Genomic DNA, 23,931 nt, shown 5'->3' with positions numbered 1-23,931 from the left:
GCCGGGAACATGTCCGACCTGCCGAACCTCCCCGTCACCTTCCGGCCCGGCCGCACCCGTGTGGTGCTGCTCACGGCCGGAGTGGTGATCCTCCTCGTCATCTCCACCGTGGCGATGCTGCTGGAGCAGCTCGGCCCGGGGGAGCGGCTCAGTTTCATCCTCACCGGCGCCCTCATCTTCTGGGTGCTGGCCCGGCTCGCCCGGGTGCGGGTCGTCGCCGACGACCGCGGTGTCACCGTCGTGAACATCGCAGGCGGGCGGCGCCTGGACTGGGCCGAGATCGTCCAGGTGAACCTCCGTCCGGGCGATCCCTGGGTGTTCCTCAACCTCAGCGACGGCACCAGCCTGCCGGCCCTCGGTATCCAGCCGGGCATCGACAAGCAGCAGGCCATCGCCGACGCGCGCACCCTGCGGGCGCTCGCGGAAGCCCGGTCCGTCCGGGACCCCGAGGCGTCCACAGAGCAAGATCAGGGCTGACTCGGGGCCGTCCACCCTGCCGCTCGGGCCCCTGTCTTGATTAATCTGGTGACGGAGGCGTTCCCTTCGCGCCTCCACCCCTGTGGCTCCCAGCCGGGTGCACAGGGGTTCCTGCTACCCGAGGAGTGACTCCCTCCGGCGATGGACGGTTCGTCCTGTAGTACCTGCGCCGCCCCTGTCCGACATACGTCGGAGGCGGCGGCACCATGACCATCCCCTTGCTGCTCCTGGCAGCCGCGTTCCTGCTCATCCTCGCCAACGGCTTCTTCGTCGCCGCGGAGTTCGGCCTCATCACGGTCGAGCGACCGGACGCCGAGAAGGCCGCCGCCGAGGGCGACAGGCGAGCCCACACGGTCGTCGAGTCGCTGAAGGAACTGTCCTTCCAGCTCTCCGGCACGCAGCTCGGCATCACCATCACCTCCCTCGTCGTCGGCATGCTCGCCGAACCGGCGCTGGCCGAGCTGCTGCACGGGCCGTTCACCGCGATCGGCATCCCCGAGGGCGCCGTCTCCGGTGTCGCCGTGGTCGTCGGCATGCTGCTGGCCTCCGCCGTGCAGATGGTGATCGGCGAACTCGTGCCCAAGAACTGGGCGGTGTCCAAGCCCCTCCAGGTCGCGCGCTTCGTCGCGGGCCCGCAGGCCGGCTTCTCCCGCCTCTTCCGGCCGGTGATCGCCGCGCTCAACACCGTCGCCAACCGCCTGGTGCGCGCGCTGGGCATCGAGCCCACCGCGGAGCTCGCCTCCGCGCGGACACCCGGTGAACTCGTCTCGCTGGCCCGTCACTCGGCCCAGGCCGGGGCGCTCGAACAGGACACGGCCGACCTCTTCGTCCGCACCCTGTCGCTGGCCGAGCTGACCGCTCAGCACGTCATGACCCCGCGGGTGAAGGTGAGCGCCCTCCAGTCGTCGGCCACCGCCGAGGACGTGGTCAACCTGACCCGCGCCACCGGCCTGTCCCGGTTCCCCGTCTACCGCGAGAAGATCGACGAGATCGTCGGCATGGTCCATCTCAAGGACGCCCTGGCGGTCCCTGTCCGCGACCGGCTGCGTACCCCGATCGGCCGTATCGCCCGTCCGGCGCTGCTGGTCCCGGAGACGCTGCCCGTCAAGCCGCTGCTGGCCCGGCTGCGCAGCGAGCAGCCGATCGCCGTCGTCGTCGACGAGTACGGCGGCACGGCCGGCGTGGTCACCCTGGAGGACATCGTCGAGGAGATCGTCGGCGAGGTCCGCGACGAGCACGACGGCCAGGACACGCCCGAACTCGCCGCCGCCCCGCCCGAGGAGGGCAGGCCCGCCTGGGACGTGGACGGCAGCTGCCGGGTCGACACCCTCCAGCGCATAGGCCTGGAGGTCCCCGAGGGGCCGTACGAGACGGTCGCCGGGCTGGTCGCCGATCTGCTCGGCCGCATCCCGGCCGTCGGCGACCGGGCCGACCTGCCCGGCTGGCGGCTCTCCGTGCGCCGGGTCGGGCACTACCGCGCCGAGCGGGTCCGCCTGGTGCGCACCGGCCAGGTCGTGGAGGTCGCCCGATGAGCGCCTTCCAGCTTCTCTTCGCCGCGCTGCTCGTGCTCGCCAACGGATTCTTCGTCGGCGCCGAGTTCGCGCTCGTCTCCGTCCGCCGCAGCCAGATCGAGCCGCTGGGCACGGCCCGGGCCCGTCAGGTCCTCTACGGTCTGGAACACCTGCCCCAGATGATGGCGGCGGCCCAGTTCGGCATCACCGTCTGCTCCCTCACCCTGGGCGCGGTCGCCGAACCGACCGTCGCCCAGCTGCTGGAGCCGGTCCTCGAGGCGGTCCACCTCCCGCACGGCATGATCCACCCGCTGGGCTATGTGGTGGCCCTCGCGGCCGTGGTCTTCTTCCACCTCGTCATCGGCGAGATGGTGCCGAAGAACCTCGCCATGGCGGCCCCCGAGAAGGCCGCGCTGTGGCTCAGCCCCGGCCTGGTCGCCTTCGCCCGGGTCTGCCGGCCGATCACGGTGGCCCTCGGCGCCTGCGCCCGGGGCATCCTGCGGCTCTTCCACGTGGAGCCCAGGGACGAGGTGGAGGCCGTCGTCACCAGCGAGCAGCTGAACCGCCTGCTGGAGGACTCCGGCCAGGCCGGCCTCCTCGACCCCGAGGAGCAGGAGCGGCTGGAGGACGCCCTGGAGCTGGGCTCCCGCCCGGTGACGGACGTGCTGCTGAAGCGCGAGTCCCTGGTGACGGTCAGCCCGTCGGTCACCCCCGGAAGGATCGTCGAGCTGACCGCCCGTACCGGCTACTCCCGCTTCCCGGTGGCCGCGGAGAACGGCGCCTTCATGGGCTATCTGCACGTGAAGGACGTCCTCGACCTGGAGGACTCCGAGCGGGCGGTGCCGCAGCAGGTCTGGCGCCCCATGACGACGCTCCGCTCCGAGCTGCCGCTGGACGACGCGCTGACGGTGATGCGCCGGGCGGCGACCCATCTGGCGCAGGTGGCCGACGCGTCCGGCAGGGTGCTCGGTCTGGTCGCGCTGGAGGACGTGCTGGAGCTGCTGGTCGGCGAGGTCACCGACCCCGCGCACCGGGAGGTCTCCGGCATCCGGCTGACGGAGCCGAGGGGAAGCAGCCCCAAGGTGTCGGCCCCGGCCGTCCAGGGCGGCGGTCCCTCCTCCCCGGAGGAAGCGCTGGCGAGCTGAGCGGAGCCGCGGGATCCGTCGTCACAGCGCCGGATCCTGCGGCCCCCTCCCCGACAGCACCTCCCCGTACGCCTGCATCAGATCCGGCAGCCGCAAGGTCGCCAGGTCGTCCCGGGTCAGAGCGCCCGGGTAGGCCGACAGCCGCAGATCCCGGTAGGCGCAGCTCTTCTCGTACAGGGTCCGCAGGAACCGCCCGTTGCCCAGTTCGTCGATCCAGCCCTGGTCCACGACGTGCCCGGCGATCGAGCGCAGCTCGTCCAGGGCTTCCTCGTCCCACGCGTCGCCGTTCTCCGCGGCCAGCACCTCACCGATGGAGGTGAGCTCCAGGGGCCGGTAGGAGGGGAAGTCGACGCGGGTGGTGAAGCGGGAGGACAGCCCGGGGTTGGCGGCCAGCAGGCGGTCCATGCCCTCCGGGTAGCCGGCCAGGATCACCACCAGATGGTCCCGGTTGTCCTCCGCCCGCTTCAGCAGCACCTGAAGCGCCTCGTCGCCGTACGCGTCGCCCTTGCCGTAACCGGAGTTCGACAGCGAGTACGCCTCGTCGACGAAGAGCACACCCCCGAGGGCGGAGTCGATCAGCTCGTTGGCCTTCACGGCCGTCTGGCCGAGGTACTCACCGACCAGGTCGGCCCGCTGGGCCTCCACGAGATGGTCGCCGCCCAGCAGGCCGAGGGCGTAGAAGACCCGGCCGAGGATCCGGGCCACCGTGGTCTTGCCGGTGCCGGAGGGGCCGGAGAAGACGAAGTGACGCTTCGGCGGCTGGACCGGAAGGCCCTGGCCGGTGCGCAGCCGCGCCATGTTGAGCTGCGCGGACAGTGCCTTGACCTGGCGTTTCACCGGCTCCAGGCCCACCATGCGTTCCAGTTCGGCGAGCGCTTCCTCGAGTAACGCGGGATCGGTCGGTCCGGCCGGCAGGGAGGAGGGAGCGCCGCTCTTCTCCCGCACCGCCGGGTCGGTCACCGACGGCAGCGGAACGACGGGCGGCAGGTCGGAGGGCTCGGTGAGCCGCAGATCCCGGCCCTCGGTGCCGAACAGCGGGTCGAAGCCGTCCGGGCCGTCCACCATGTCCTGCCCGACCCCGGTGAGGGTGATCGCCGCGAAGTCGGCGGGATCGTCGTATCCGTCGCCCTCGGCGATCGCGGCGAGCCGGGCCGAGGTGTCCATGAAGGCGGCGTCGACGCGGTGCACCGCCCGGTACAGGGGGAGAGCCGCCGCCGAACGGCCCGTTCCCTCATGCGCCCTGGCCAGCCAGTACCGCAGTTCCTTGCGCTGCGGCTGCTCGCTGCGGCAGCGCATCAGGGCCGAGGACAGCAGGGGCTCGGCCTGTCCGTACATCTCCAGGCGGACCCGTGCCATCCCGCCGAACAGACCGGCCTCGATACCCAGCAAAGTGTCGTCGAGCAGTGGGTCGGTGTGCCGGACCAGTTGCTCCCAGTCCTTGACCAGGTAGGCGCGGCAGGCGTGCAGGAAGCGGACCTGGTGATCGGTGTCGACGGGGGGCAGTCCGGCGAGCGCCCGGTCCAGCTCGGGCACATGGCGGCCGTCCAGCCAGTGCGAGGCGTGCGCCAGCAGCAGGTCGCGCGGACTCTCCAGCACCGGTTGCACCCACCAGCCCAGCCAGTACCAGGAGTTGAGGGTGCGGCGGTGCCGGGTCCGCTGCTCGCCGAAGCGCTCGCGGTGCCGGAACATCCTGAGCAGCGCGGTCGTCGTGTCGACGCGCAGCGCGTGCAGCCCGAGCCAGCCGTCGGCCATCCCGGGATCGATCCGCACCGCGGTGCGGAACTCCTCCTCCGCCTGTGGATAGGCGCCCATCGTGTAGGCGTCCACGCCTCGCAGCCAGGCGAGGTCCGCCGGGGCGTCGGGGCCCTGCGTGCCGAAGTCCATCACGTCCCCCACAAACCGTGCCCCCGTCGGTGTGCCGCCGGGCTTCGCCCTTCGGCTGCCTTGGTCGAACCGCTGTGCCGCGGACCGGAGTTGCAAGGTGCGCGCGGCAGTCGCCCGGGTCGCACCGAGGGCATCGTACCTGCGTGGGCGTCGCTCGCCGTAGGGTGCCGCACAGGGCGTTCGGCGAGGTGGGAGCGGACGGGGCGCGTGCCGCGCGGTGACCGTGGGTGAGCGAATCGCGCCGTGGCGCGTCCGCAAACGGGGCGGTGAGCGGGACGGGGACAGAACGAAGCCCCCGATCACGGGGGAACAACCGGGGGCTTCGCGTCCGAGGGCGGCTGTGATAGCCGCACATTCAGAACGTAAGTCCTGTACGGGCCGCCGGTCAAGCACAGTTGAGGCAGTTGGCGAAGTTCGGACGGGCCGCCCTTCACACCTTCACCACATCGCGGCCGGTCCGTCACGGTGGGTGACATCCTGGTGTGGTCCAAGGTCTCCCACCGGCCCCGGCAGCACCTCATATCCCTCCTTCAACTGCCGTACCAACAGGGCGGCATGGGGGCGCGAAGGATCATTGGCGAAGTGACGGATCTCGGCCGCGACCCACCCGTCCCAGAACTCCCGCTGCTCCTCCCCGTCCCGGGACCGTCCGCGCGCCCAGGCCTCCTCGGGCGGCAGGTCCATCCACAGCAGACACGCCAGGAACGGCCGCAGGGCGCGGCGGCCGGCGCCGACCCCCTCGACCAGGACGACGGGGGCCGCGGGCAGCGGCCGCGGCGGGCCGAAACGGCGGGCGCGCCAGTCGTAGGGGGCGTAGTGCGCGGTCTCGCCGCGGCCGAACGGCTCGATGACCTCGGCCAGCAGCCGCCCGGTCCAGGCGAACAGCTCGTCGTGGCTGGCGACGTCGTCGAGCCGCAGCACCGGCGCGCCCCCCAGCGCCTCGGCCAGCCTCCCGGCCAGCGTGGACTTCCCCGAGCCGGCGTGCCCGTCGACCCCGATCAGCCGGACCGGCCCGCAGGACGGCGGCAGACGGCGCAGGCGGGAGGCGAGCTGACGGATGGCGGTTCCCGGGGGCGAGGGGCGGCTGGGGGGAGAGAAGCGGGTGAGGGGGAGAGGCGTCGTACGGCGTGAAAGTCTACGGCGGCTCGTCCTGCCAGTGGCTCAGACCAATATTGGTGGCGTGGCACGGGCGGAAGTGCTGGAAGGCGGGGCCCGCTCCGTCCATAGTGGGCGCACAGCCGCGCAGACACCCTGGGGGTCTTCCGCTCATGAGCAGAGCCGAACAGCCGTCCCGCAGAACCGTCCTCGCCGCCTCGCTCGCCGTCGCGGTGGCAGGGGGCTCGGCCCCGGCCGCCACGGCCGCCGACACGGCGGGCACGACGGCCGCCGGGCCGGCCCCGGCCCCGGCCCGGACCGTCGACCACCGCTCCTGGACCACGTACGCCGACTGGCGCTCCGGCACCGCCAAGGGCACCCGTGCCGTGGCGGGCCTGCGCCCGGGAGTCGTCGTCGGCACGCCGCTCGGCACGGTCGACTACACCGACCCGCACACCGGCACAACGGCCACCTGGGAGTACGCCACCTGGACGTCCCCGGTCCAGAAACTCGCCGTCCCCGCGACGGAGGCGATCGCCTCCTGGAACGCGAGCACCCCGGCCGGTACCTGGCTCCAGATCGAGCTGAAGGGCGCGTACTCCGACGGCACGGACACCCCGTGGTACGTGATGGGCCGCTGGGCCTCCGGCGACCAGGACATCAAGCGCACCTCGGTCGACGACCAGACCGACGGCCGGAGCACGGTCTGGACCGACACCTTCGCGATCGACGACGCCTCGACCGGCCTTCGCCTAGCCTCCTGCCGCCTCCGTCTCACGCTGTACCGCCGCCCCGGCACCAGGCTCACCCCGACCGTGTGGCGGCTGGGCGTGATGGGCTCCGACGTCCCGGACCGGTTCACCGTCCCGGCCTCCGTGCCGGGCCTGGCGCAGGAGCTGACCGTCCCGCGCTACTCCCAGGAGATCCACCTCGGGCAGTACCCCGAGTACGACAGCGGCGGCGAGGCCTGGTGCAGCCCCACCTCCTCGCAGATGATCGTCGAGTACTGGGGCGGGCGGCTCACCGCGGAGCAGCTGGCGTGGGTGGACCCGTCCTACGCCGACCCGCAGGTCTGCCACGCGGCCAGGTACACGTACGACCACCAGTACGGCGGCTGCGGCAACTGGCCGTTCAACGCCGCCTACGCGGCCACCTTCGAGGACCTCCAGGGTGTGGTCACCCGGCTCCGCTCGCTCACCGACCTGGAGACGCTGATCGTGGCGGGGATCCCGGCCATAACGTCCCAGTCCTTCCTCAAGGAGGAGCTCACGGGCGCGGGATACGGCACCTCCGGGCACCTGATGACCGTGATCGGCTTCACGGCGGAGGGCGATGTGATCGCCAACGACCCGTTCTCGGCGGACGACGCGGCGGTGCGGCGTGTCTACCGGCGGCGGGAGTTCGAGAACATCTGGCTCAGGACCAAGCGGTACAACGCGAGCGGGAAGGTCGCCTCCGGCACCGGAGGCGTCTGCTATCTGTACTTCCCGACGCGTCCGACGGCCCGCCAGCGCAAGGCCCTCACGGCGGTGGGGGTCCCCGTGTGAGCAAGGTCTCCGCCGCAAAAGCCCCGGCGGGTGGCAAGGTGGACGGATCGGTGGGGGGAACCGCCCTGTACGTCCGACCCGAGCGAGACACCATGACCGCACAGACAGCCACCGCCACCCGCGCCCGCACCGGCGGCCCCGAGACCGACGGCCCGAAGGTCCTCGAGCACCTCATGGGCTGGGTCCTCGTCGCGGTCGTCGCGATGCTGGTCACCCAGCTCGGACTGCTGTGACGGGCGTGACCTGACGCACGGTTGACCTGACATACTGCGGATGTCCCGCCGACCGCCCGAGACCAGGGTCGAAATTGAATATCAGTGATCAGCGCGAAGTTGCCCGTCCCCGGGCACGCGGCACCGAGCGTTCACTGGCGCGCCGCGCCGAACTCATCTCCATCGGGCGGAAGTTGTTCGCCGACACGTCCTACGACGCGCTCTCGATGGATGACATCGCCCGGCAGGCGCATGTCGCCAAGGGGCTGATCTACTACTACTTCCAGTCCAAGCGCGGCTACTACCTGGCGATCATCCAGGACTCCGTCGCCGACCTGGTCACCTTCGCGGCGGGCGGCCACGAACTGCCCCAGGTGGACCGGGTGCACCGCACCATCGACAGCTATCTGCGCTACGCCGAGCACAATCAGGCCGCCTACCGCACGATCGTCAGCGGAGGCGTCGGCTTCGACACCGAGGTGCACGCCATCCGGGACGGGGTGCGCGCGGCGATCGTGGCGACCATCGCCGAGGGCGCGTACGGCAGCGGCGACATCCCGGCACTGCCCCGCATGGGCCTGCTCGCCTGGGTGTGCAGCGTCGAGGGGGCCACCCTGGAGTGGATCGCCCGCGCGGAACTCTCCCGCGAGGTCATGGGCGAGCTGCTGGTGAAGACCCTCGGCGGCTCCCTGCGCGCCATCGAGGAACTCGACCCCGCCTTCGCGGCGCCGAAGCCGGCCCGCCGCGAGGTCTGACGCACGCCGGACGCGAGGCGGACGCACCGGGGGCGGAGGCTCGTGGTCCTCCGCCCCGAGTGCCCCGTGGACCGGGCTACTTGATCGCGTGGATCAGCTCACCGTCGGCCGTGTCCCCGCTCAGCTCCCAGAAGAACGTCCCGCCCAGCTTCTGCCCGGACCGGTACTTCATCTTCGTCGCGACGGTCGCGGGGGTGTCGTAACTCCACCATTCGTTCCCGCACTTGGCGTAGGCGGTGCCACCGACCCGGCCGGTGGCCGGGCACTTGGCCTTGAGGACCTTGTAGTCCTCGTTTCCGGCCTCGTACGTGCCCGCCGCGGGCCCGGTGGCTGTGCCGCCCGGCTTCGCCTGGGTGACGCCGGTCCAGCCGCGCCCGTAGAAGCCGATGCCGAGCAGCAGCTTCCGCGACGGGATGCCCAGCCTCTTGAGCTTGGCGATCGTGGCGGCGGTGTCGTAGCCCTGCTGCGGGATGCCCGGGTACGAGGTCAGCGGGGAGTGCGGTGCCGTGGGCCCGGTGGCCGCCCACGCGCCGAAGTAGTCGTACGTCATCGGGTTGTACCAGTCGACGTAGCGCGCCGCGCCCCCGTAGTCGGCCGCCTCGATCTTGCCGCCACCGGTCGCGTCCGCGGTGATCGCCGCCGTGATCAGCTCGCGCTTGCCGAACTTCGCGCGCAGCGCCTTCATGACGTCCCGGAAGGCCTCACGGCCGCTGGTGTCGCAGGTGAGTCCGCAGGCGTTCGGGTACTCCCAGTCGATGTCGACGCCGTCGAAGACGTCGGCCCACCGTGAGTTCTCGACCAGGTCGTAGCAGGAGCGGGCGAAGGCCGCCGGGTCCTTGGCGGCCTCGCCGAAGCCGCCCGACCAGCTCCAACCGCCGAACGACCAGAGGACCTTGAGGTCCGGGTGCAGCTTCTTCAGCTTGCGCAGCTGGTTGAAGTTGCCGCTGAGCGGCTGGTCCGCGGTGTCCGCGACGCCGTCCACGGACTCCTCGGCGGTGAACGGCCGGTCGGTGTCCGCCCAGGAGTCGCCGAGGGCACATTTGCCGTCGGTGACGTTGCCGAAGGCGTAGTTGATGTGGGTGAGCCGGTCCGCGGAGCCGGACGTCTCGATGTTCTTGACGTAGTACTTGCGGTCGTAGATGCCCCAGTCGGTGAAGTAGCCCACGACCTTGGAGCCGTCGGCACGGGACTCGGAGGGGCGGGGTTCGCCGGCGGTGGCGGTGCCCGCGCCGGCCAGCAGGGCGGCGCCGAGCGCGGCGCAACAGGCGGCGGACAGCAGCGTCCGGAACCGGGCGCGGGGGCGGGAGCGGGGCGGGGTGTGCATCGGGTGTCTCCTCGCAGGGACAGAGAGGGGATCGCACGCCGATCGGCATGAACGCGGGGAGCGTTGGAGCGAAACGGTAAGAGGACTAGACCACCTTGGTCAATGGTTCGGACCAATCGGCCGACGGTCCGTCCCCGCGGCCCACCGGTGTCCGCCCGTGCGGTGGCGGTGTCGCGCGGGCATACTCACAGCGCGAAGCCGCTGGTCAGTCCGGGAGGAGGAATCCGCCATGCCCGACCGCGCCATGCCCGGCCGTGTGCCGGCTCCCGTGGACCGTTCCCTGCCCACGGCCGAGGCCCGGGCACTCATGACACTGGTGCGGGACATCGCCCGACGCGAGATCGCACCGGCCGCCGCCGAGGAGGAGGACGCCGGGCGCTTCCCGCGCGAGCTGTTCACCCTGCTGTCCGCATCGGGTCTGCTCGGTCTGCCGTACGACTCCGCGCACGGCGGCGGCGACCAGCCCTACGAGGTGTACCTCCAGGTCGTCGAAGAGCTCGCCTCGGCCCGCCTCACCGTCGGACTGGGCGTGAGCGTCCACACGCTGGCCTCATACGCGCTGGCCGCGTACGGCACGGACGCGCAGCGGGCCACGCACCTGCCCGCCATGCTCGGCGGCGGAAGCCTCGGCGCGTACTGCCTCTCCGAGCCGTCCGCCGGTTCGGACGCGGCCTCGCTGCGGACCAGGGCCGTGCGGGAGGGCGACGGGGACTGGGTGATCACCGGCACCAAGGCCTGGATCACCCACGCCGGGCTGGCCGACTTCTACACCGTCCTGGCCCGTAGCGGCGGCGCGGGCGCGTCGGGGATCACCGCGTTCCTGGTGCCCGGCGACGCGGCGGGGCTGAGCGTCGCGGCCCCTGAGCGCAAGATGGGACTCAAGGGCTCGCCCACCGCCCAGGTGCATCTGGACGGGGTCCGGATCCCCGACGACCGGCGCATCGGCGACGAGGGCCAGGGCTTCGCGATCGCCCTGGCCGCGCTGGACTCGGGGCGGCTCGGCATCGCGGCCTGCGCGGTCGGCCTCGCGCAGGCCGCGCTCGACGAGGCCGTCGCCTGGGCGACCCGGCGACGGCAGTTCGGGCGGCCGATCGCCGACTTCCAGGGGCTGCGCTTCCTGCTCGCCGACATGGCGACCCGGATCGAGGCGGGCCGGGCGCTGTATCTGGCGGCCGCGCGGCGTCGGGACGCGGGGCGGCCGTTCGGCCGGGAGGCGGCCATGGCCAAGCTCCACTGCTCCGACGCGGCCATGCAGGTCACCATCGACGCCGTACAGGTCCTCGGCGGGTACGGCTACACCGCCGACTTCCCCGTCGAGCGCTACCTGCGCGAGGCCAAGGTGCTCCAGATCGTGGAGGGCACGAACCAGATCCAGCGGACGGTCATCGCCCGTCACCTGCTGGGTCCGGATACCCGCTGAACTGGCCCGGGCGCACCTGCGGGGCCGCCAGCCGTACCCATTCCGGGTCGTGGCGCCCCGGCAGGGTGCGGCCCCGGTCGGCCCAGGTGCGCAGGAGGTCGCGGTAGATGGGCGGGTCCTGCGGTGGCGGCGGAGCCAGCGGAACCGATTCTGCCCGGACGGCTTCCGGACGAGCCGGGGCGAAGAGCTGGCGGTGACGCCCGGGCGCGACTGACTGGGTGGGGGTCATACCAGGGCAACGCGAAGCCCCGCAACAGGTCACCGGCGGACATGGTCGAGCGTGAGTTCGGGGAGTGCCCCCGGTTCCCGCTCGACCGTGTCCCGCCGTCGGACGGCGACTGCTGGACCGTCAGAAACCATGCCACTCGCGGAGGTCGGCGCGAGTCGGCACGCACGGCCAAGCCGGCGGGCGGCGCGCTTCGACCGGCGCCGGCCGTCCCGCCGCACGGACATGCTGATCCCGCGCCACGGCGGTCTGCGGGCCATGGTGCGGGGCAGCTCGGCGCGTCGGGCCGGTGAGGTGACCGAGAAAGCGCGGCTCAGGCAGCCAGGCGGCGCATCGTCGGCACGCGCATCGGGCGTGAGCCCGGACCGCCGACGTGGGAGAAGGGCTGTGTACGCCAGTCCAGACCCTGAGGGAGCGTCAACAGCAGTGCGGTGTCCTGCTCCTGGGGCTCCACGGACTCGTCCGCGGGCCGGGCCTCGGAGGCCTTCCGTCCCGTACCGGCGCAGACCGTGAGGCCGAAGGGGTTCCACGGCGAGGCGCACAGCGCGTGCTCCGGCAGGACCTCCTCGTCCGCCAGCAGCGCGATGGGCTGGGCACAGTCCGGGCAGATCACCCGGTACATCTCGAAGGTGTCGTACGCGTCGACGTGCTCGGCGTCGTCGTCGAAGCCGTCGGAGTAGTCCGCGTCGACGGGTTCGACGCCCTCCGGCTCGGGCTCGACCACGGACTGGAGCCGCTTGGGCGCGGTGCGACCAGGGCGCTTAAGACTCTGCATGGGATTCTCCCCCTCGGGCTGGGCCGTGAAGGCGCTGCGGCCTCGACCACAGCAAGCACTTCCCGCCCCGTCTCGGCGGTAATCACGAGGACATCACGAAGAGTTGAGGAGTGCTGTGGTGTTCGTCACATGCCGCTCGCAGGTGCCTCGTGCGCCGGTCGAGCCTGCGGGCGCCCGCTCCCGGCCGCCGTCGGCTCCCGGCCACATCACGAACCGGCTATGACCTGGGCTGCATAGGTATACGCGGAGATCGTACGCACGGTAAGTTCTTGCGTCATGGAGGAGCTGGACCGACAAATCGTGCAGCTGCTCGTCAAGGACGGGCGGATGAGTTACACCGATCTGGGCAAGGCCACGGGCCTGTCCACCTCGGCCGTGCACCAACGAGTGCGCCGACTGGAACAGCGCGGTGTCATCCGCGGCTACGCGGCCGTGGTCGACTCCGAGGCCATCGGGCTGCCCCTGACCGCCTTCATCTCGGTGAAACCGTTCGACCCCAGCGCCCCCGACGACATCGCCGAGCGGCTGGCCGGCGTACCGGAGATCGAGGCCTGCCACAGCGTGGCCGGTGACGAGAACTACATCCTCAAGGTGCGCGTGGCCACCCCGCACGAGCTGGAGGAGCTGCTCGGGCGGCTCCGGGCACTCGCCGGTGTGTCGACACGCACGACGGTCGTGCTCTCCACGCCGTACGAGGCCCGGGCGCCCCGCATCTGAGCCGATCCGAGCGGATCCGAGGGGTCCCGTGCCGAGAGGCGCGGGCGAGGCGCGAGACTGTTCCCCATGAGTGAGCGCACCGCCGAGCCGAAGACCGTCCTGCTCCGCCGAGGAGAGGTACACAGCCCCGCCGACCCGTTCGCGACCGCGATGGTCGTCGAACGCGGCCAGGTCGCCTGGGTCGGCTCCGAAGGCGCCGCCGACGCCTTCGCGGACGGCGTCGACGAGGTGGTCGACCTGGACGGCGCACTGGTCACCCCGGCGTTCACCGACGCCCATGTGCACACCACGTCCACCGGTCTCGCGCTCACCGGTCTCGACCTCTCCGGCGCCTCCTCCCTGGCGGTCGCCCTCGACCTCGTACGGGCCTTCGCGGTGGCCCGACCGCAGGACAAGGTGCTGCTCGGGCACGGTTGGGACGCCTCCCGCTGGCCTGAGGGCCGCCCGCCCCGACGGGACGAACTGGACGAGGCGACCGGCGGCCGGCCGCTCTACCTCAGCCGGATCGACGTCCACTCCGCCGTGGTCACCACCGCTCTGCTGGAACGGGCGCCGGGGGCCCGCACCGCGCCGGGCTTCGCGGACGGCGCACCGCTCACCCGCGACGCCCACCACGCCGTCCGCGCCGCCGCGTTCGCAGCTGTGACGCCCGGCCGACGCGCCGAGGCGCAGCGGACCGCCCTCGCACACGCCGCCTCCCTCGGCATCGGCTCGGTCCACGAGTGCGCGGGACCCGAGATCTCCTCCGAGGACGACTTCACGGACCTGCTGCGGCTCGCCGCCGAGGAGCCCGGCCCCCGGGTCGTGGGCTACTGGGCCGAGCGCGATGTCGACAAGGCCCGGCAACTGGGCGCGCTCGGCGCCGCCGGAGACCTGTTCGTCGACGGGGCCCTCGGCTCCCACACCGCCTGTCTGCACGCCGCCTACACCGACGCCGGCCACACCGGCACCGCCTACCTGGACGCCGCCGACGTCGCCGACCACGTGACGGCCTGCACCGAGGCCGGCCTCCAGGCGGGCTTCCATGCCATCGGCGACGCCGCCGTGACCGCCGTCGTCGAGGGGGTGCGCGCCGCCGCGGAGAAGGTCGGCCTCGCCCGGATCCGCGCCGCCCGCCACCGCATCGAGCACGCCGAGATGCTCACGCCCGAGACGATCGCCGCCTTCGCCGAACTCGGCCTCACCGCCTCCGTCCAGCCCGCCTTCGACGCCCTGTGGGGCGGCGAGGAGGGCCTGTACGCCCAGCGGCTGGGCGCCGAGCGCGCCCGCACGCTGAATCCCTTCGCGGCCCTGCTGCGCGCGGGTGTCCCGCTCGCCTTCGGCTCCGACAGCCCGGTCACCCCCCTCGACCCCTGGGGCACGGTCCGCGCCGCCGCCTTCCACCGCACCCCCCAGCACCGGGTGTCCGCCCGCGCCGCGTTCACGGCCCACACGCGCGGCGGCTGGCGTGCGGTCGGCCGGGACGACGCGGGCGTCCTGGTCCCCGGCGCGCCCGCCGACTACGCGGTCTGGCGTACCGACGAACTGGTCGTCCAGGCCCCCGACGACCGGGTCGCCCGCTGGTCCACCGACCCCCGTTCCGGCACCCCGGGCCTGCCGGACCTGACCCCCGGCGGTGAGCTCCCGGTCTGCCTGCGCACGGTGGTGGGCGGCCGGACCGTCTTCCTGCGGCCGAGCGAGTGATCGCCCGGGCCGGCCCGGGGAAGATCACCCGTCCGCCGCCGACATGCGCCCGGGTTCTTCTCCCCGCTGACCTGCGCATTGACGGAGTATTCGCAGGTCAAGCCGCTGTTGACAGCCGATGGCGGGGGGCCGGTAGGTTCGGCGGAGTCCACCACCGGACGCCCCACCCGGGGAACGCCCGCGCACTCGCCGCGGCGCCGCTGGGTCAGGGACGGTGAGCCGCACCGGCGCACCGCCACTGGCAGCCAGGCTCAGCGCCCGCGCCGCAGCGAGGGAACGTTCCGGCCGGTCGGGGAGGTGTGACCCGGATGGGGCCCGGGCGCTCAGTAGACAACGGCTTCGGTCGACCCGCAGCCAGCGGATCCCGGGCCGGCCCGAAGAGCGCCGGGCCCCCATCCGCAGCAGACCCGCGCTCCCGCTCTGCGCTCACCGTCGGTCTGCACCCCGGCTTGCGCTCGTCCCCACGGGGTAGGTGCGTACATACAAGCCCAAAGGTACGTTCTTACCCCGCTCCCGCGGATTCGACACCACCGTACGTACGTCCCGTCACGTCATCGCAGGCGGCGGCCACTATGGTGGTTCCCTGCGTACGGACATGAAGGGGCAGTAGTGAACGACGGCGACGGGACCCTCGCGGCACAGGACCGGGGGAGGCGGTTCGGTCCGCTCGGCACGGCCTTGGTGATCATCCCGACCTACAACGAGGCGGAGAACATCAAGAGCATCGTCGGCAGGGTGCGCAAGGCCGTCCCCGAAGCTCACGTCCTCGTGGCCGACGACAACAGCCCCGACGGCACCGGCAAGCTCGCCGACGAACTGGCCGTCGGTGACGACCAGGTCCAGGTCCTGCACCGCAAGGGCAAGGAGGGCCTCGGCGCCGCCTACCTCGCGGGCTTCCGCTGGGGGCTGGAGAACGGCTATGGCGTGCTGATCGAGATGGACGCCGACGGTTCCCACCAGCCCGAGGAGCTGCCACGCCTGCTCACCGCGCTCAAGAGCGCCGATCTGGTCCTGGGCTCCCGGTGGGTGCCGGGCGGCCGGGTGGTGAACTGGCCCAGGTCCCGTGAGGTCATCTCCCGAGGCGGCAGCCTCTACTCCCGCCTCGCGCTCGACCTCCCGCTGCGCGACATCACCGGCGGCTACCGCGCGTTCCGCCGTGAAACCCTCGAGGGCCTCGGCCTGGAGGAGGTCGCCTCCCAGGGCTACTGCTTCCAGGTCGACCTCGCCCGCCGTGCCGTCAAGGCCGGCTTCCATGTCATCGAGGTGCCCATCACCTTCGTCGAGCGTGAGCACGGCGACTCCAAGATGAGCCGGGACATCCTCGTCGAGGCGCTGTGGCGGGTCACGGCGTGGGGTGTGGGGGAGCGGGTCGGCAAGATCACGGGCCGGAAAGCCGACCAGCCGGAGCGCGCGCAGGCGCCCGCCGAGTCCCGCGGCGAAGGCTGATCGTCCCCTTATGCCGCTCTGAGCCTGGTCGGGGCACACTGGAGGCATGACGACTGGCTCTCCGACCCCCGCCTACCCGACATCCGGCCAGGCCCCGGCCCCGGCCCCGCCGCTCCCGCCTGCGGACCTTCCTGCCGCTTGCGCTCGCCGCGTGGCTGGTGCTGGAGATCTGGCTGCTGATTGTGGTCGCGGGCGCGACGAGCGGGCCGGTGGTGCTGCTGCTCCTCGTCGCCGGGTTCGTCCTGGGCGCCGTGGTCATCAAGCGGGCGGGTCGCCGGGCCTTCCAGAACCTGAACGAGGCGCTCCAGCGCGGCACGGCACCCCGCCGCGGCGGCGGCAACGGCCTGATGATGCTGGGCGGCCTGCTTCTGATGATCCCGGGCCTGGCGTCCGACGTGATCGGCCTGCTCCTGCTCCTCCCGCCGGTCCAGAAGGCGGTCGGCGGTTATGGGGAGCGCAAGCTGAGGGCGGCCGCGGGCACGCCCGGCTCCCTGGGGGACGCTTTCCAGCAGGCCCGCATCCACCGCCCGGACGGCAAGGTGGTGCAGGGCGAGGTCATCAGGGACGAGCAGTGATCCGAGCAGCGGGCCAGGGGCCCAGGGGGTTCTCTCCGGCTGATCAGGCGGGGCCCTGGCCGGCCGGGCGCCCTGCCTGACGCACATCACTCTCACTCTGACCGACACAGGGCAGCACGACGACCGCGGGCGCCGTACGTATGTCACGTACGGCGCCCGCGGTCATTTGTCGTGCGCTGTGAAGCTGGTCACAGCCCCGTGGGGCTATGCGCTTTTGCGGCTGTCGCGGGGATGTACCGCAAGGTTCATCGCCCCGGACCGCAGAACGGCGAGCCGCTCCTCGAGAACCTCTTCCAGTTCCTCGCGGGTCCGCCGCTCCATCAGCATGTCCCAATGGGTACGCGCGGGCTTGGCCTTCTTTTCCTCAGGGCCGTCGCCGTCCACGAGGAGTGCAGGGGCTCCACAGACCTTGCACTCCCACTCCGGCGGAATCTCCGCCTCGACCGAGAAGGGCATCTCAAACCGATGCCCCTTCTCGCATGCGTACTCCACGGCCTGGCGCGGGGCCAGGTCGATGCCGCGGTCCGTCTCGTAGCTGGTCACCACGAGGCGCGTGCCGCGAAGAGCTCGCTCACTCATGAATCGTGCCTCCCGGGCTTGTCGCCCACAGGACAGGTGTCGCTGTCGTCGTCATCCGGTCAACGTCCGGTCGGCGGTAAAGATTCCCGTTCGGAGTCCCGTTCCGGGTCATGCGTCGCCGTCGTAGCCGCGGTCTTGTCAACCAGTGCAGTACCCACCGGCGCCCGGTTTGTCACATCTGAAAGGAGATGTCACCCAGCGTTTCGGCATCTTTGACGCGCAGTAACGGTACGCCTGGCAGGCCAAACGCGTACACTACCGCCCTTTCGCCTTGAGTGCTAAATCTTCTCGGGTACCGGGTTCCCCGCGTCGCCGATCGCCTGCCGTACCGGCACCCGGGCGAGCAGGAGGAACCCCGCGACGAAGAAGACCACCAGCGAGATGATCGCGTCCCGGTAGCTCCCGGTCAGCTGGTAGGTCACCCCGAAGACGAGCGGGCCGAGCCAGCTCATGCCACGGTCGCTCATCTCGTACGCCGAGAAGTACTCGGCCTCCTTGCCGGGCGGGACCAGGTGGGAGAAGAGGGAGCGGGACAGCGCCTGGCTGCCGCCGAGGACCAGGCCGATCGCGGCGGCCAGCAGGAAGAAGCCGGCCGGCGCCCCGGCCGGCAGGAAGTACCCGGCGCCCAGGGTGAGCGTCCAGGCCGCCAGTGAGCCGAGGACGGTGCGCTTCGCGCCGTACGTCCGGGCCAGACGCCCCATGCCCAGCGCGCCCGCCACGGCCAGTACCTGCACCAGCAGGACGGCGCCGATCAGCGTGGACTGGCTGAGGCCGAGCTCCTCCGAGCCGTAGACCGAGGCCTGCGAGATCACCGTCTGGATGCCGTCGTTGTAGACCAGGTACGCGAGGAGGAAGGCGAGGGTCAGCGGGTGGCGCCGCATGTCGCGGACCGTGGCCACGAGCTGCCGCAGCCCGGGAGCCGTGCGGTCCGACTCGTCCGTCCGGTCCGTCTGTGCGGTCGCCTTCTGGGCGGCGGTCGGGCGGTCGCGCAGCCGCAGCAGCGGGATCAGTGTGAAGCCGCCCCACCACAGACCGGCCGAGGCCAGACAGATCCGCACGGCCATCGACTCGGACACACCGAAGGAGTCGTGTGCGAGGTAGAGCACCAGGTTGACGACCAGGACCAGCGAGCCCGCCGCGTAGCCGAAGGCCCAGCCCCGGGAGGAGACCGCGTCGCGTTCCTCGGGCGGGGCGATCTGCGGCAGATAGGAGTTGTACAGCATCATCGCCACCGACTGGGCCGCGTTCGCCACGATCAGCAGCGCGCCTCCCAGCAGATAGCGGTCGCCGCCCAGGAAGAACATGCCGGTCGTGGCCGCGGCGCCCACATAGGCGGCGGCTCCCAGCAGGGGTTTCTTACGGCCGCTGCGGTCGGCGGCCGCACCCACCAGGGGCATCACCAGCACGGCCACGATCACCGACAGGGACACCGAGTACGCGAAGAAGGAACCCGCCCGCACGGGGACGCCCAGCGGATGCACGTACCCTTCGGCGTCCGCCGCCCGCTTGGCCACCGATGTCAGGTACGGGCCGAGGAACACGGTGAGCACACTCGTCGAGTAGACAGAGCACGCCCAGTCGTAGAAGTACCAGCCGCGTTGCTCGCGCCGCCGTTCGGCGGCCTCGTCGGACGCCGCCGTCCGCACGGTGCCGATGTCCACCCGTGCCCCCGCCTTCCGCTGCCGCAGCCGCGCGCGGGCGACGGGACCGAGGTCAGACCCAGACGCCGCGGTCCTCCATGACCTCGCGCAGTGTGTCGATGTGATCGGTCATGATGCCATCGACTCCCAGGTCGAGGAGCCGGTGCATCCGATCCGCATCATTGATCGTCCACACGTGGACCTGGAGCCCGCGCGCGTGGGCGGCGTGCACGAAGCGGTGGTCCACGACCTGGATGCCCGACTGGCTCTCGGGCACCTGCGCGGCGACCGCCGAGCGACGCAGCGCCGCGGGCACGCCCCAGGACCGCAACCGCAGGTTGAGCACACCGCGGGTACCGTACGAGGTCGCCAGGCGCGGCCCGGCCAGCCGCTGGGCCCGCTCGACCCGCGCCTCCGAGAACGAGCCGACGCAGACCCGGTCCCACGCGCCCGTGCGTGCGATCAGGTCGAGCAGCGGGTGCAGCGCGGGCTCCGCCTTGAGATCGACGTTCCACCGCACCTGGGGGAAGGTCTCCAGAAGCTCCTCGAAGAGCGGCACCGGCTCCTTCCCCGCCACCCGCGCGCGGGTGACCTCCGACCAGGAGAGGTCGGCTATGCGGCCCGCGCCGTCGGTCATCCGGTCCAGCGTCGAGTCGTGGAAGGCGACGAGCCTGCCGTCCCGCGTGGCGTGCACATCGGTCTCGATGTAGCGGTAACCCGCCTCGACGGCGCGCCGGAACTGCGCGGCCGTGTTCTCCAGACCGTCCGCGGCCCCGCCGCGGTGCGCGAACGGGATGGGTCCCGGATGGTCGAGGTACGGGTGGGTCATGAGGCTGGTCACGGACGCAGTATTGCTCCCTGGGGTGTCCCGGTGGCAACGACCGTGCTGCCACCCGGTGCGGCGGGAACGGCGAACATGCGCAGGAACAGCTGGGCGAGCGGCCCGATCGCCACCGCGTAGAGCAGGGTGCCCACGCCGATGGTGCCGCCGAGGGCGAACCCGGTCGCCACGACCGCCACCTCCACCGCCGTCCGCATCAGCCGGATCGAACGCCCGGTACGCCGGTGCAGCCCCGTCATCAGGCCGTCACGCGGGCCCGGTCCGAAGCTGGCCGCGATGTAGAGGCCGGTGGCCGCCCCATTGAGGACGATCCCGGTCAGCAGCAGCGGTACCTGGACGGCCGGCCCGTGCGCGTCGGGGACGTGCGCGAGCGTGCCGTCCATCGCCAGGCCGACGACGAAGACGTTGGAGACCGTGCCGAGGCCCGGGCGCTGACGGAGCGGGATCCACAGCAGCAGTACCGCGGCGCCGACCACGATCGACACGACGCCGATCGTGAGGCCGGTGAGCTCGGCGAGCCCCTGATGCAGCACGTTCCAGGGCTCGAGGCCGAGACCCGCCCGCACGAGGAGGGCGGAGCTGGCGCCGTAGAGCGCGAGACCGACGTACAGCTGGATCAGTCGGCGGGCGAGGTGGCCGTTCGGATCCCGCGGTGGTGTCTCCCGCGGTGGCGCCTCGGACAAGGGGTCCTCCTGGTGGTGGTAGTGGCCTGGCTCGTGACACTCTGTGGCTTGGAAGCGCATGGCATCCATGGCCAATTCGGGGAAGGTGGACTGGTAATCATGGCGCAGTGGACCTCGGCGGTGGGGGCCGCCCAGCTCGCGCGGCTGCTCAAGTCCCAGCAGGACCGCCCGGCCGGCCCCGGCTCGCGCCGGCCGCCGGCCTACCGGGCGCTCGCCGACGGCATCCGGCTGCTGGTGCTGGAAGGCCGCGTCCCGGTGGCCGCGCGCCTGCCCGCGGAACGGGAACTGGCCCTGTCCCTGTCCGTGAGTCGTACGACCGTCGCCGCCGCCTACGAGGCGCTGCGCGCCGAGGGGTTCCTGGAGTCCCGGCGCGGCGCGGGCAGCTGGACGGCCGTCCCGGCGGGCAACCCGGTTCCGGCGCGCGGTCTGGAGCCCCTGCCGCCCGAAGCCCTCGGCTCGATCATCGACCTGGGCTGCGCGGCGCTGCCCGCGCCCGAGCCCTGGCTGACCCGCGCGGTGCGCGGCGCGCTGGAGGAGCTGCCGCCGTACGCCCACACGCACGGCGACTACCCGGCGGGCCTGCCCGCGCTGCGGTCGATGATCGCCGAGCGGTACACCGCGCGCGGGATCCCGACGATGCCCGAGCAGATCATGGTCACCACCGGCGCGATGGGGGCCATCGACGCCATCTGTCATCTGTTCGGCGGGCGTGGCGAGCGCATCGCCGTCGAGTCGCCCTCCTACGCCAACATCCTCCAGCTGATGCGGGAGGCGGGTGCTCGGCTGGTTCCCGTCGCGATGGCCGAGGGGCTCGCCGGGTGGGACATGGACCGCTGGCGCCAGGTCCTGCGCGAGGCCGCGCCGCGCATCGCGTACGTCGTCGCCGACTTCCACAACCCGACCGGGGCGCTCGCCGACGAGGACCAGCGGCGCCGGCTGGTGGAGGCGGCCCGGTCCGCCGGGACCGTGCTGGTCGCCGACGAGACCATGAGCGAGCTGTGGCTCGACGACGATGTCGAGATGCCGCGGCCCGTGTGCGGCTTCGACCCGGCCGGGTCGACGGTGATCACGGTGGGGTCGGCGAGCAAGGCCTTCTGGGCCGGGATGCGCATCGGCTGGGTGCGGGCGGCCCCGGACGTCATCCGCAGCCTCGTCGCGGCGCGGGCCTACGCCGACCTCGGCACGCCGGTGCTGGAGCAGTTGGCGGTGAACTGGCTGTTCAGCACCGGTGGCTGGGAGCAGGCCGTCGAGCTGCGCCGCCGGCAGGCCCGGGAGAACCGCGACGATCTGGTCACGGCGCTGCGCCGGGAGCTTCCGGAATGGGAGTACGCCGTGCCCAAGGGCGGGCTGACGCTGTGGGTGCGGGCCGGGGGGCTCTCCGGATCACGGCTCGCCGAGGCGGGGGAGCGGGTGGGCCTGCGGGTGCCGTCCGGGCCGCGGTTCGGCGTCGACGGCGCCTTCGAGGGGTATGTGCGGCTGCCGTTCACCGTGGGAGGCGCGGTGGCGGAGGAGGCGGCCGCCCGGCTGGCGGCCGCCGCCCGGATCGTGGAGAGCGGGGGCACGGTGGGCGGCGAGGGGCCGCGCACGTTCGTCGCCTAGGACGAGGAGCGGCGGGGGCGGTCACCCGCCCGCGTTCGACACCTGCTCGGCGCCGACCGGTCCGGCGCTCAGGACGTTCGCGCCCACCGGGTCCGGGGCATCAGCGCCCACGGCAAGGGGGTCCACGGCACCGGGGCTTGCGGCACCGGCGCCCAGGGCGTGCGCGCTCCCGACCTCACTGCCCGGCGCCTTCGCGTCCACGAGGTCGGTGTCCACGGGTTTCGTGAGCACCACCTCGACCGGTACCGGCGGCAACGTCTCCGTGTCGGTCGGCAGGGAACGCGGCGGCAGGAGGTCCAGCACCGCCTGGCGATGCGCGTCGCTCGTCGCGTCGTCGTACGGATCCGGGGTCGCCGGCACCTGGAGCCGGTGCACCGGCCCCGATCCGAGCCGGGCGTATCCGCGTCCCGGCGGCATGTGGTCGACGGGCGTGGTGTGCGGGGGCGCGCCGAGGACGGCCTCCAGTTGTTCCTTCGACGCCGGCCCGAGCGCGACCCGCGCGCGGGTGTGCTGCCGCACGGCGTCGCCCAGGGAGTCCAGGGCGTCGAACTGCTCGGCCACCACCACCGTGACCCCGACCGCGCGGCCGTGCCGGAGGGGGACCTGGAGGAGGGACTGCGGATCCTTGTGACCGTCCGTGTCGGCCAGATGGGTGAAGGCGGTGGGGCGGTCCACGAGGATCCACAACGGGTGCTTGGTGTCGTCCGGCGGCGGGTCGCCCGCCTGCCGGGCCTGGTTGGCGGCGACGAGCCGGCGCTCCGTCTCGCGCACCGCCCACTCCAGGGCGGCCAGCGCCCCGGCCAGTCCGACCTCGACGCCCAGGACGCCGTCCCGGCCGGTGAGGCAGGCGTACTCGCCGGTTCCGCCGCCCTCGATCACCAGGATCTCGCCGTGCTGGAGGGCCTGGAGGGCGAGGGAACGCAGCAGGGTGGAGGTGCCGCTGCCGGGCTGGCCGACCGCCAGCAGATGCGGCTCGGTGGAGCGGATGCCGGTGCGCCAGACGACCGGCGGTACGTCGCGCCGGTCCTCGCCGTGGGCGAGCGGGAGCGTGCGCTGGACCCGGGAGGGGTCGGTGATGCCCAGGACCGTCTCGCCGGGGGCGGTGACGAAGCGCTGAGCCGCGAAGTCGGTGGGGAGCGGGTTGAGGACACTGAGGGTGAGTTCGTTGCCCTCCTCGTCCCAGACGAAGAGGTACTCGCGGCCACGGCCGGACTTCGCGGCGAGCAGCTGCTCGATCCGTGCGCGTGGGGCGGCCTCTCCGTCCGGGAAGAACGCGGGGTAACGGATCACGAGGCGGGCCACGCGGCCCGAGTCGTCGAACTCCTGCGTCGGGAAGACGGTCTCCCAGTCGCCGCCGTGGGCGTAGAGGGGAGCGGGGTCGTCGGCCGTCGAGAAGTACGGGACCAGGGCCTCGTACAGCACCTGGAGTCGCTGGATCTGCGACTCGTCGGGGCCTTCGGGAGCCGGTGGGTTGCGGTCCCTGCCCTGCCAGGCCGCTGCCGCCATCAGGGTGATGACGGCGAGCAGCGGGCCGTACGGCACCAGTACCACGACCAGGATCAGGGAGGCCGCCAGGAACAGCAGCGGTCCGCGCCTGTCCTTGGGGGTCTCGGCCCACCTGCGCCGCCCGGCCGAGGCCAGCCGGCGCAGTCCGCGGGTGATCGTGATCAGCGGATGGAGGACATCGGTGGCGCTGTCGGCCGCCGTCCGGGCCAGCTCCCGGCCCCGGGCGATCTGCGCGCTGCCTGTGCTCAGGATGCTGGGAAGGGGGCGCCGGGCCACTGCTGTCTCCTGTGA

The 23,931-nt window shown here is 72.3% G+C and carries 20 protein-coding genes and 1 pseudogene; 12 read left to right on the top strand and 9 right to left on the bottom strand.

The annotated features are described in order from the left end of the window. Nucleotides 1–9 precede the first annotated feature (9 nt). The 3 genes from QF030_RS09305 (at nucleotide 10) to QF030_RS09295 (ending at nucleotide 3,133) form a co-directional block, all read left to right on the top strand. Complete coding sequence (locus QF030_RS09305) at nucleotides 10–477, top strand: PH domain-containing protein (RefSeq protein WP_307162181.1); 468 nt, start codon at nucleotides 10–12, stop codon at nucleotides 475–477. Nucleotides 478–683: 206 nt separating this feature from the next. Continuing rightward, nucleotides 684–2,009 carry a hemolysin family protein gene (locus QF030_RS09300; RefSeq protein ID WP_307162180.1) on the top strand — a complete coding sequence of 442 codons (1,326 nt, stop codon included), beginning with the start codon at nucleotides 684–686 and terminating at the stop codon, nucleotides 2,007–2,009. Further along, nucleotides 2,006–3,133, top strand: coding sequence for a hemolysin family protein (locus QF030_RS09295; protein WP_307162179.1), 1,128 nt, complete (start codon nucleotides 2,006–2,008; stop codon nucleotides 3,131–3,133). Before QF030_RS09300 ends, QF030_RS09295 begins: the two co-directional genes overlap by 4 nt. Nucleotides 3,134–3,154: 21 nt before the next feature. Here the strand turns inward: QF030_RS09295 and QF030_RS09290 are convergent, their stop codons facing one another. Both QF030_RS09290 and QF030_RS09285 read right to left on the bottom strand, forming a co-directional pair. Beyond that, nucleotides 3,155–5,017, bottom strand: a complete 1,863-nt coding sequence (locus QF030_RS09290) for an AAA family ATPase (protein ID WP_307162178.1) — start codon at nucleotides 5,015–5,017, stop codon at nucleotides 3,155–3,157. 438 nt (nucleotides 5,018–5,455) lie between these two features. After that, a complete protein-coding gene (locus tag QF030_RS09285; RefSeq protein ID WP_307167520.1) occupies nucleotides 5,456–6,076 on the bottom strand; it encodes a uridine kinase family protein in 621 nt (206 codons plus the stop codon). A gap of 209 nt (nucleotides 6,077–6,285) precedes the next feature. On the opposite strand from QF030_RS09285, the gene QF030_RS09280 reads away from it, so the two are divergent. The 3 genes from QF030_RS09280 (at nucleotide 6,286) to QF030_RS09270 (ending at nucleotide 8,626) form a co-directional block, all read left to right on the top strand. Further along, nucleotides 6,286–7,659 carry a peptidase C39 family protein gene (locus tag QF030_RS09280; RefSeq protein ID WP_307162177.1) on the top strand — a complete coding sequence of 458 codons (1,374 nt, stop codon included), beginning with the start codon at nucleotides 6,286–6,288 and terminating at the stop codon, nucleotides 7,657–7,659. A gap of 92 nt (nucleotides 7,660–7,751) precedes the next feature. Next, nucleotides 7,752–7,892: an SCO1431 family membrane protein gene (locus QF030_RS09275; protein WP_307162176.1), complete on the top strand. Its 141-nt coding sequence runs from the start codon at nucleotides 7,752–7,754 to the stop codon at nucleotides 7,890–7,892. A gap of 74 nt (nucleotides 7,893–7,966) precedes the next feature. After that, entirely contained in the window at nucleotides 7,967–8,626 is a 660-nt protein-coding gene (locus tag QF030_RS09270) for a TetR/AcrR family transcriptional regulator (RefSeq protein ID WP_307162175.1), read from the top strand. Between the two features lie 76 nt (nucleotides 8,627–8,702). On the opposite strand, the gene QF030_RS09265 is transcribed toward QF030_RS09270, so the two are convergent. Further along, complete coding sequence (locus tag QF030_RS09265; RefSeq protein ID WP_307162174.1) at nucleotides 8,703–9,950, bottom strand: glycoside hydrolase family 18 protein; 1,248 nt, start codon at nucleotides 9,948–9,950, stop codon at nucleotides 8,703–8,705. A 244-nt stretch (nucleotides 9,951–10,194) separates the two neighbouring features. On the opposite strand from QF030_RS09265, the gene QF030_RS09260 reads away from it, so the two are divergent. Further along, a complete protein-coding gene (locus QF030_RS09260; protein WP_307167519.1) occupies nucleotides 10,195–11,370 on the top strand; it encodes an acyl-CoA dehydrogenase family protein in 1,176 nt (391 codons plus the stop codon). Between the two features lie 539 nt (nucleotides 11,371–11,909). Here QF030_RS09260 and QF030_RS09250 read toward each other — a convergent pair. Continuing rightward, the gene (locus QF030_RS09250; RefSeq protein ID WP_307162172.1) at nucleotides 11,910–12,371 is read right to left on the bottom strand and encodes a hypothetical protein; all 462 of its coding nucleotides are present in this window, start codon (nucleotides 12,369–12,371) and stop codon (nucleotides 11,910–11,912) included. A gap of 276 nt (nucleotides 12,372–12,647) precedes the next feature. Here QF030_RS09250 and QF030_RS09245 point away from each other — a divergent pair, with 276 nt between their 5' ends. The 4 genes and pseudogenes from QF030_RS09245 (at nucleotide 12,648) to fxsA (ending at nucleotide 16,792) form a co-directional block, all read left to right on the top strand. Then, nucleotides 12,648–13,088 carry an Lrp/AsnC family transcriptional regulator gene (locus tag QF030_RS09245; protein ID WP_307162171.1) on the top strand — a complete coding sequence of 147 codons (441 nt, stop codon included), beginning with the start codon at nucleotides 12,648–12,650 and terminating at the stop codon, nucleotides 13,086–13,088. A 66-nt stretch (nucleotides 13,089–13,154) separates the two neighbouring features. After that, nucleotides 13,155–14,771 carry an amidohydrolase gene (locus QF030_RS09240; protein WP_307162170.1) on the top strand — a complete coding sequence of 539 codons (1,617 nt, stop codon included), beginning with the start codon at nucleotides 13,155–13,157 and terminating at the stop codon, nucleotides 14,769–14,771. A gap of 609 nt (nucleotides 14,772–15,380) precedes the next feature. Next, nucleotides 15,381–16,217: a polyprenol monophosphomannose synthase gene (locus QF030_RS09235; protein ID WP_307162169.1), complete on the top strand. Its 837-nt coding sequence runs from the start codon at nucleotides 15,381–15,383 to the stop codon at nucleotides 16,215–16,217. Nucleotides 16,218–16,263: 46 nt separating this feature from the next. After that, a pseudogene (gene fxsA / locus QF030_RS09230) lies at nucleotides 16,264–16,792 on the top strand (FxsA family membrane protein). A gap of 204 nt (nucleotides 16,793–16,996) precedes the next feature. Here fxsA and QF030_RS09225 read toward each other — a convergent pair. From QF030_RS09225 to yczE, 4 genes are all read right to left on the bottom strand, one after another. Continuing rightward, entirely contained in the window at nucleotides 16,997–17,371 is a 375-nt protein-coding gene (locus QF030_RS09225) for an RNA polymerase-binding protein RbpA (protein WP_020128921.1), read from the bottom strand. 278 nt (nucleotides 17,372–17,649) lie between these two features. Continuing rightward, entirely contained in the window at nucleotides 17,650–19,032 is a 1,383-nt protein-coding gene (locus QF030_RS09220; protein ID WP_307162168.1) for an MFS transporter, read from the bottom strand. Between the two features lie 52 nt (nucleotides 19,033–19,084). Next, nucleotides 19,085–19,840: a glycerophosphodiester phosphodiesterase gene (locus QF030_RS09215; protein ID WP_373428886.1), complete on the bottom strand. Its 756-nt coding sequence runs from the start codon at nucleotides 19,838–19,840 to the stop codon at nucleotides 19,085–19,087. Between the two features lie 8 nt (nucleotides 19,841–19,848). Beyond that, complete coding sequence (gene yczE / locus QF030_RS09210; RefSeq protein ID WP_307162166.1) at nucleotides 19,849–20,535, bottom strand: membrane protein YczE; 687 nt, start codon at nucleotides 20,533–20,535, stop codon at nucleotides 19,849–19,851. A 99-nt stretch (nucleotides 20,536–20,634) separates the two neighbouring features. On the opposite strand from yczE, the gene QF030_RS09205 reads away from it, so the two are divergent. Then, complete coding sequence (locus QF030_RS09205) at nucleotides 20,635–22,134, top strand: SCO1417 family MocR-like transcription factor (RefSeq protein ID WP_307162165.1); 1,500 nt, start codon at nucleotides 20,635–20,637, stop codon at nucleotides 22,132–22,134. A 21-nt stretch (nucleotides 22,135–22,155) separates the two neighbouring features. Here the strand turns inward: QF030_RS09205 and QF030_RS09200 are convergent, their stop codons facing one another. Then, entirely contained in the window at nucleotides 22,156–23,916 is a 1,761-nt protein-coding gene (locus QF030_RS09200; RefSeq protein WP_307162164.1) for a hypothetical protein, read from the bottom strand. Nucleotides 23,917–23,931: the final 15 nt, after the last annotated feature.

Origin of the sequence: Streptomyces rishiriensis (assembly GCF_030815485.1) — a bacterium.
Taxonomy (GTDB): Bacteria; Actinomycetota; Actinomycetes; order Streptomycetales; family Streptomycetaceae; genus Streptomyces; species Streptomyces rishiriensis_A.
This window is presented reverse-complemented; position numbering and strand designations above follow the sequence as displayed.

What these genes read in the sequence shown, in the direction of transcription:
- QF030_RS09305 (WP_307162181.1), top strand. Translation starts at nt 10, where the DNA reads ATGTCCGACCTGCCGAACCTCCCCGTCACCTTCCGGCCCGGCCGCACC.
- QF030_RS09300 (WP_307162180.1), top strand. Translation starts at nt 684, where the DNA reads ATGACCATCCCCTTGCTGCTCCTGGCAGCCGCGTTCCTGCTCATCCTC.
- QF030_RS09295 (WP_307162179.1), top strand. Translation starts at nt 2,006, where the DNA reads ATGAGCGCCTTCCAGCTTCTCTTCGCCGCGCTGCTCGTGCTCGCCAAC.
- QF030_RS09290 (WP_307162178.1), bottom strand. Translation starts at nt 5,017, where the DNA reads ATGGACTTCGGCACGCAGGGCCCCGACGCCCCGGCGGACCTCGCCTGG.
- QF030_RS09280 (WP_307162177.1), top strand. Translation starts at nt 6,286, where the DNA reads ATGAGCAGAGCCGAACAGCCGTCCCGCAGAACCGTCCTCGCCGCCTCG.
- QF030_RS09275 (WP_307162176.1), top strand. Translation starts at nt 7,752, where the DNA reads ATGACCGCACAGACAGCCACCGCCACCCGCGCCCGCACCGGCGGCCCC.
- QF030_RS09265 (WP_307162174.1), bottom strand. Translation starts at nt 9,950, where the DNA reads ATGCACACCCCGCCCCGCTCCCGCCCCCGCGCCCGGTTCCGGACGCTG.
- QF030_RS09260 (WP_307167519.1), top strand. Translation starts at nt 10,195, where the DNA reads ATGCCCGGCCGTGTGCCGGCTCCCGTGGACCGTTCCCTGCCCACGGCC.
- QF030_RS09250 (WP_307162172.1), bottom strand. Translation starts at nt 12,371, where the DNA reads ATGCAGAGTCTTAAGCGCCCTGGTCGCACCGCGCCCAAGCGGCTCCAG.
- QF030_RS09245 (WP_307162171.1), top strand. Translation starts at nt 12,648, where the DNA reads ATGGAGGAGCTGGACCGACAAATCGTGCAGCTGCTCGTCAAGGACGGG.
- QF030_RS09240 (WP_307162170.1), top strand. Translation starts at nt 13,155, where the DNA reads ATGAGTGAGCGCACCGCCGAGCCGAAGACCGTCCTGCTCCGCCGAGGA.
- QF030_RS09225 (WP_020128921.1), bottom strand. Translation starts at nt 17,371, where the DNA reads ATGAGTGAGCGAGCTCTTCGCGGCACGCGCCTCGTGGTGACCAGCTAC.
- QF030_RS09215 (WP_373428886.1), bottom strand. Translation starts at nt 19,840, where the DNA reads ATGACCCACCCGTACCTCGACCATCCGGGACCCATCCCGTTCGCGCAC.
- QF030_RS09205 (WP_307162165.1), top strand. Translation starts at nt 20,635, where the DNA reads ATGGCGCAGTGGACCTCGGCGGTGGGGGCCGCCCAGCTCGCGCGGCTG.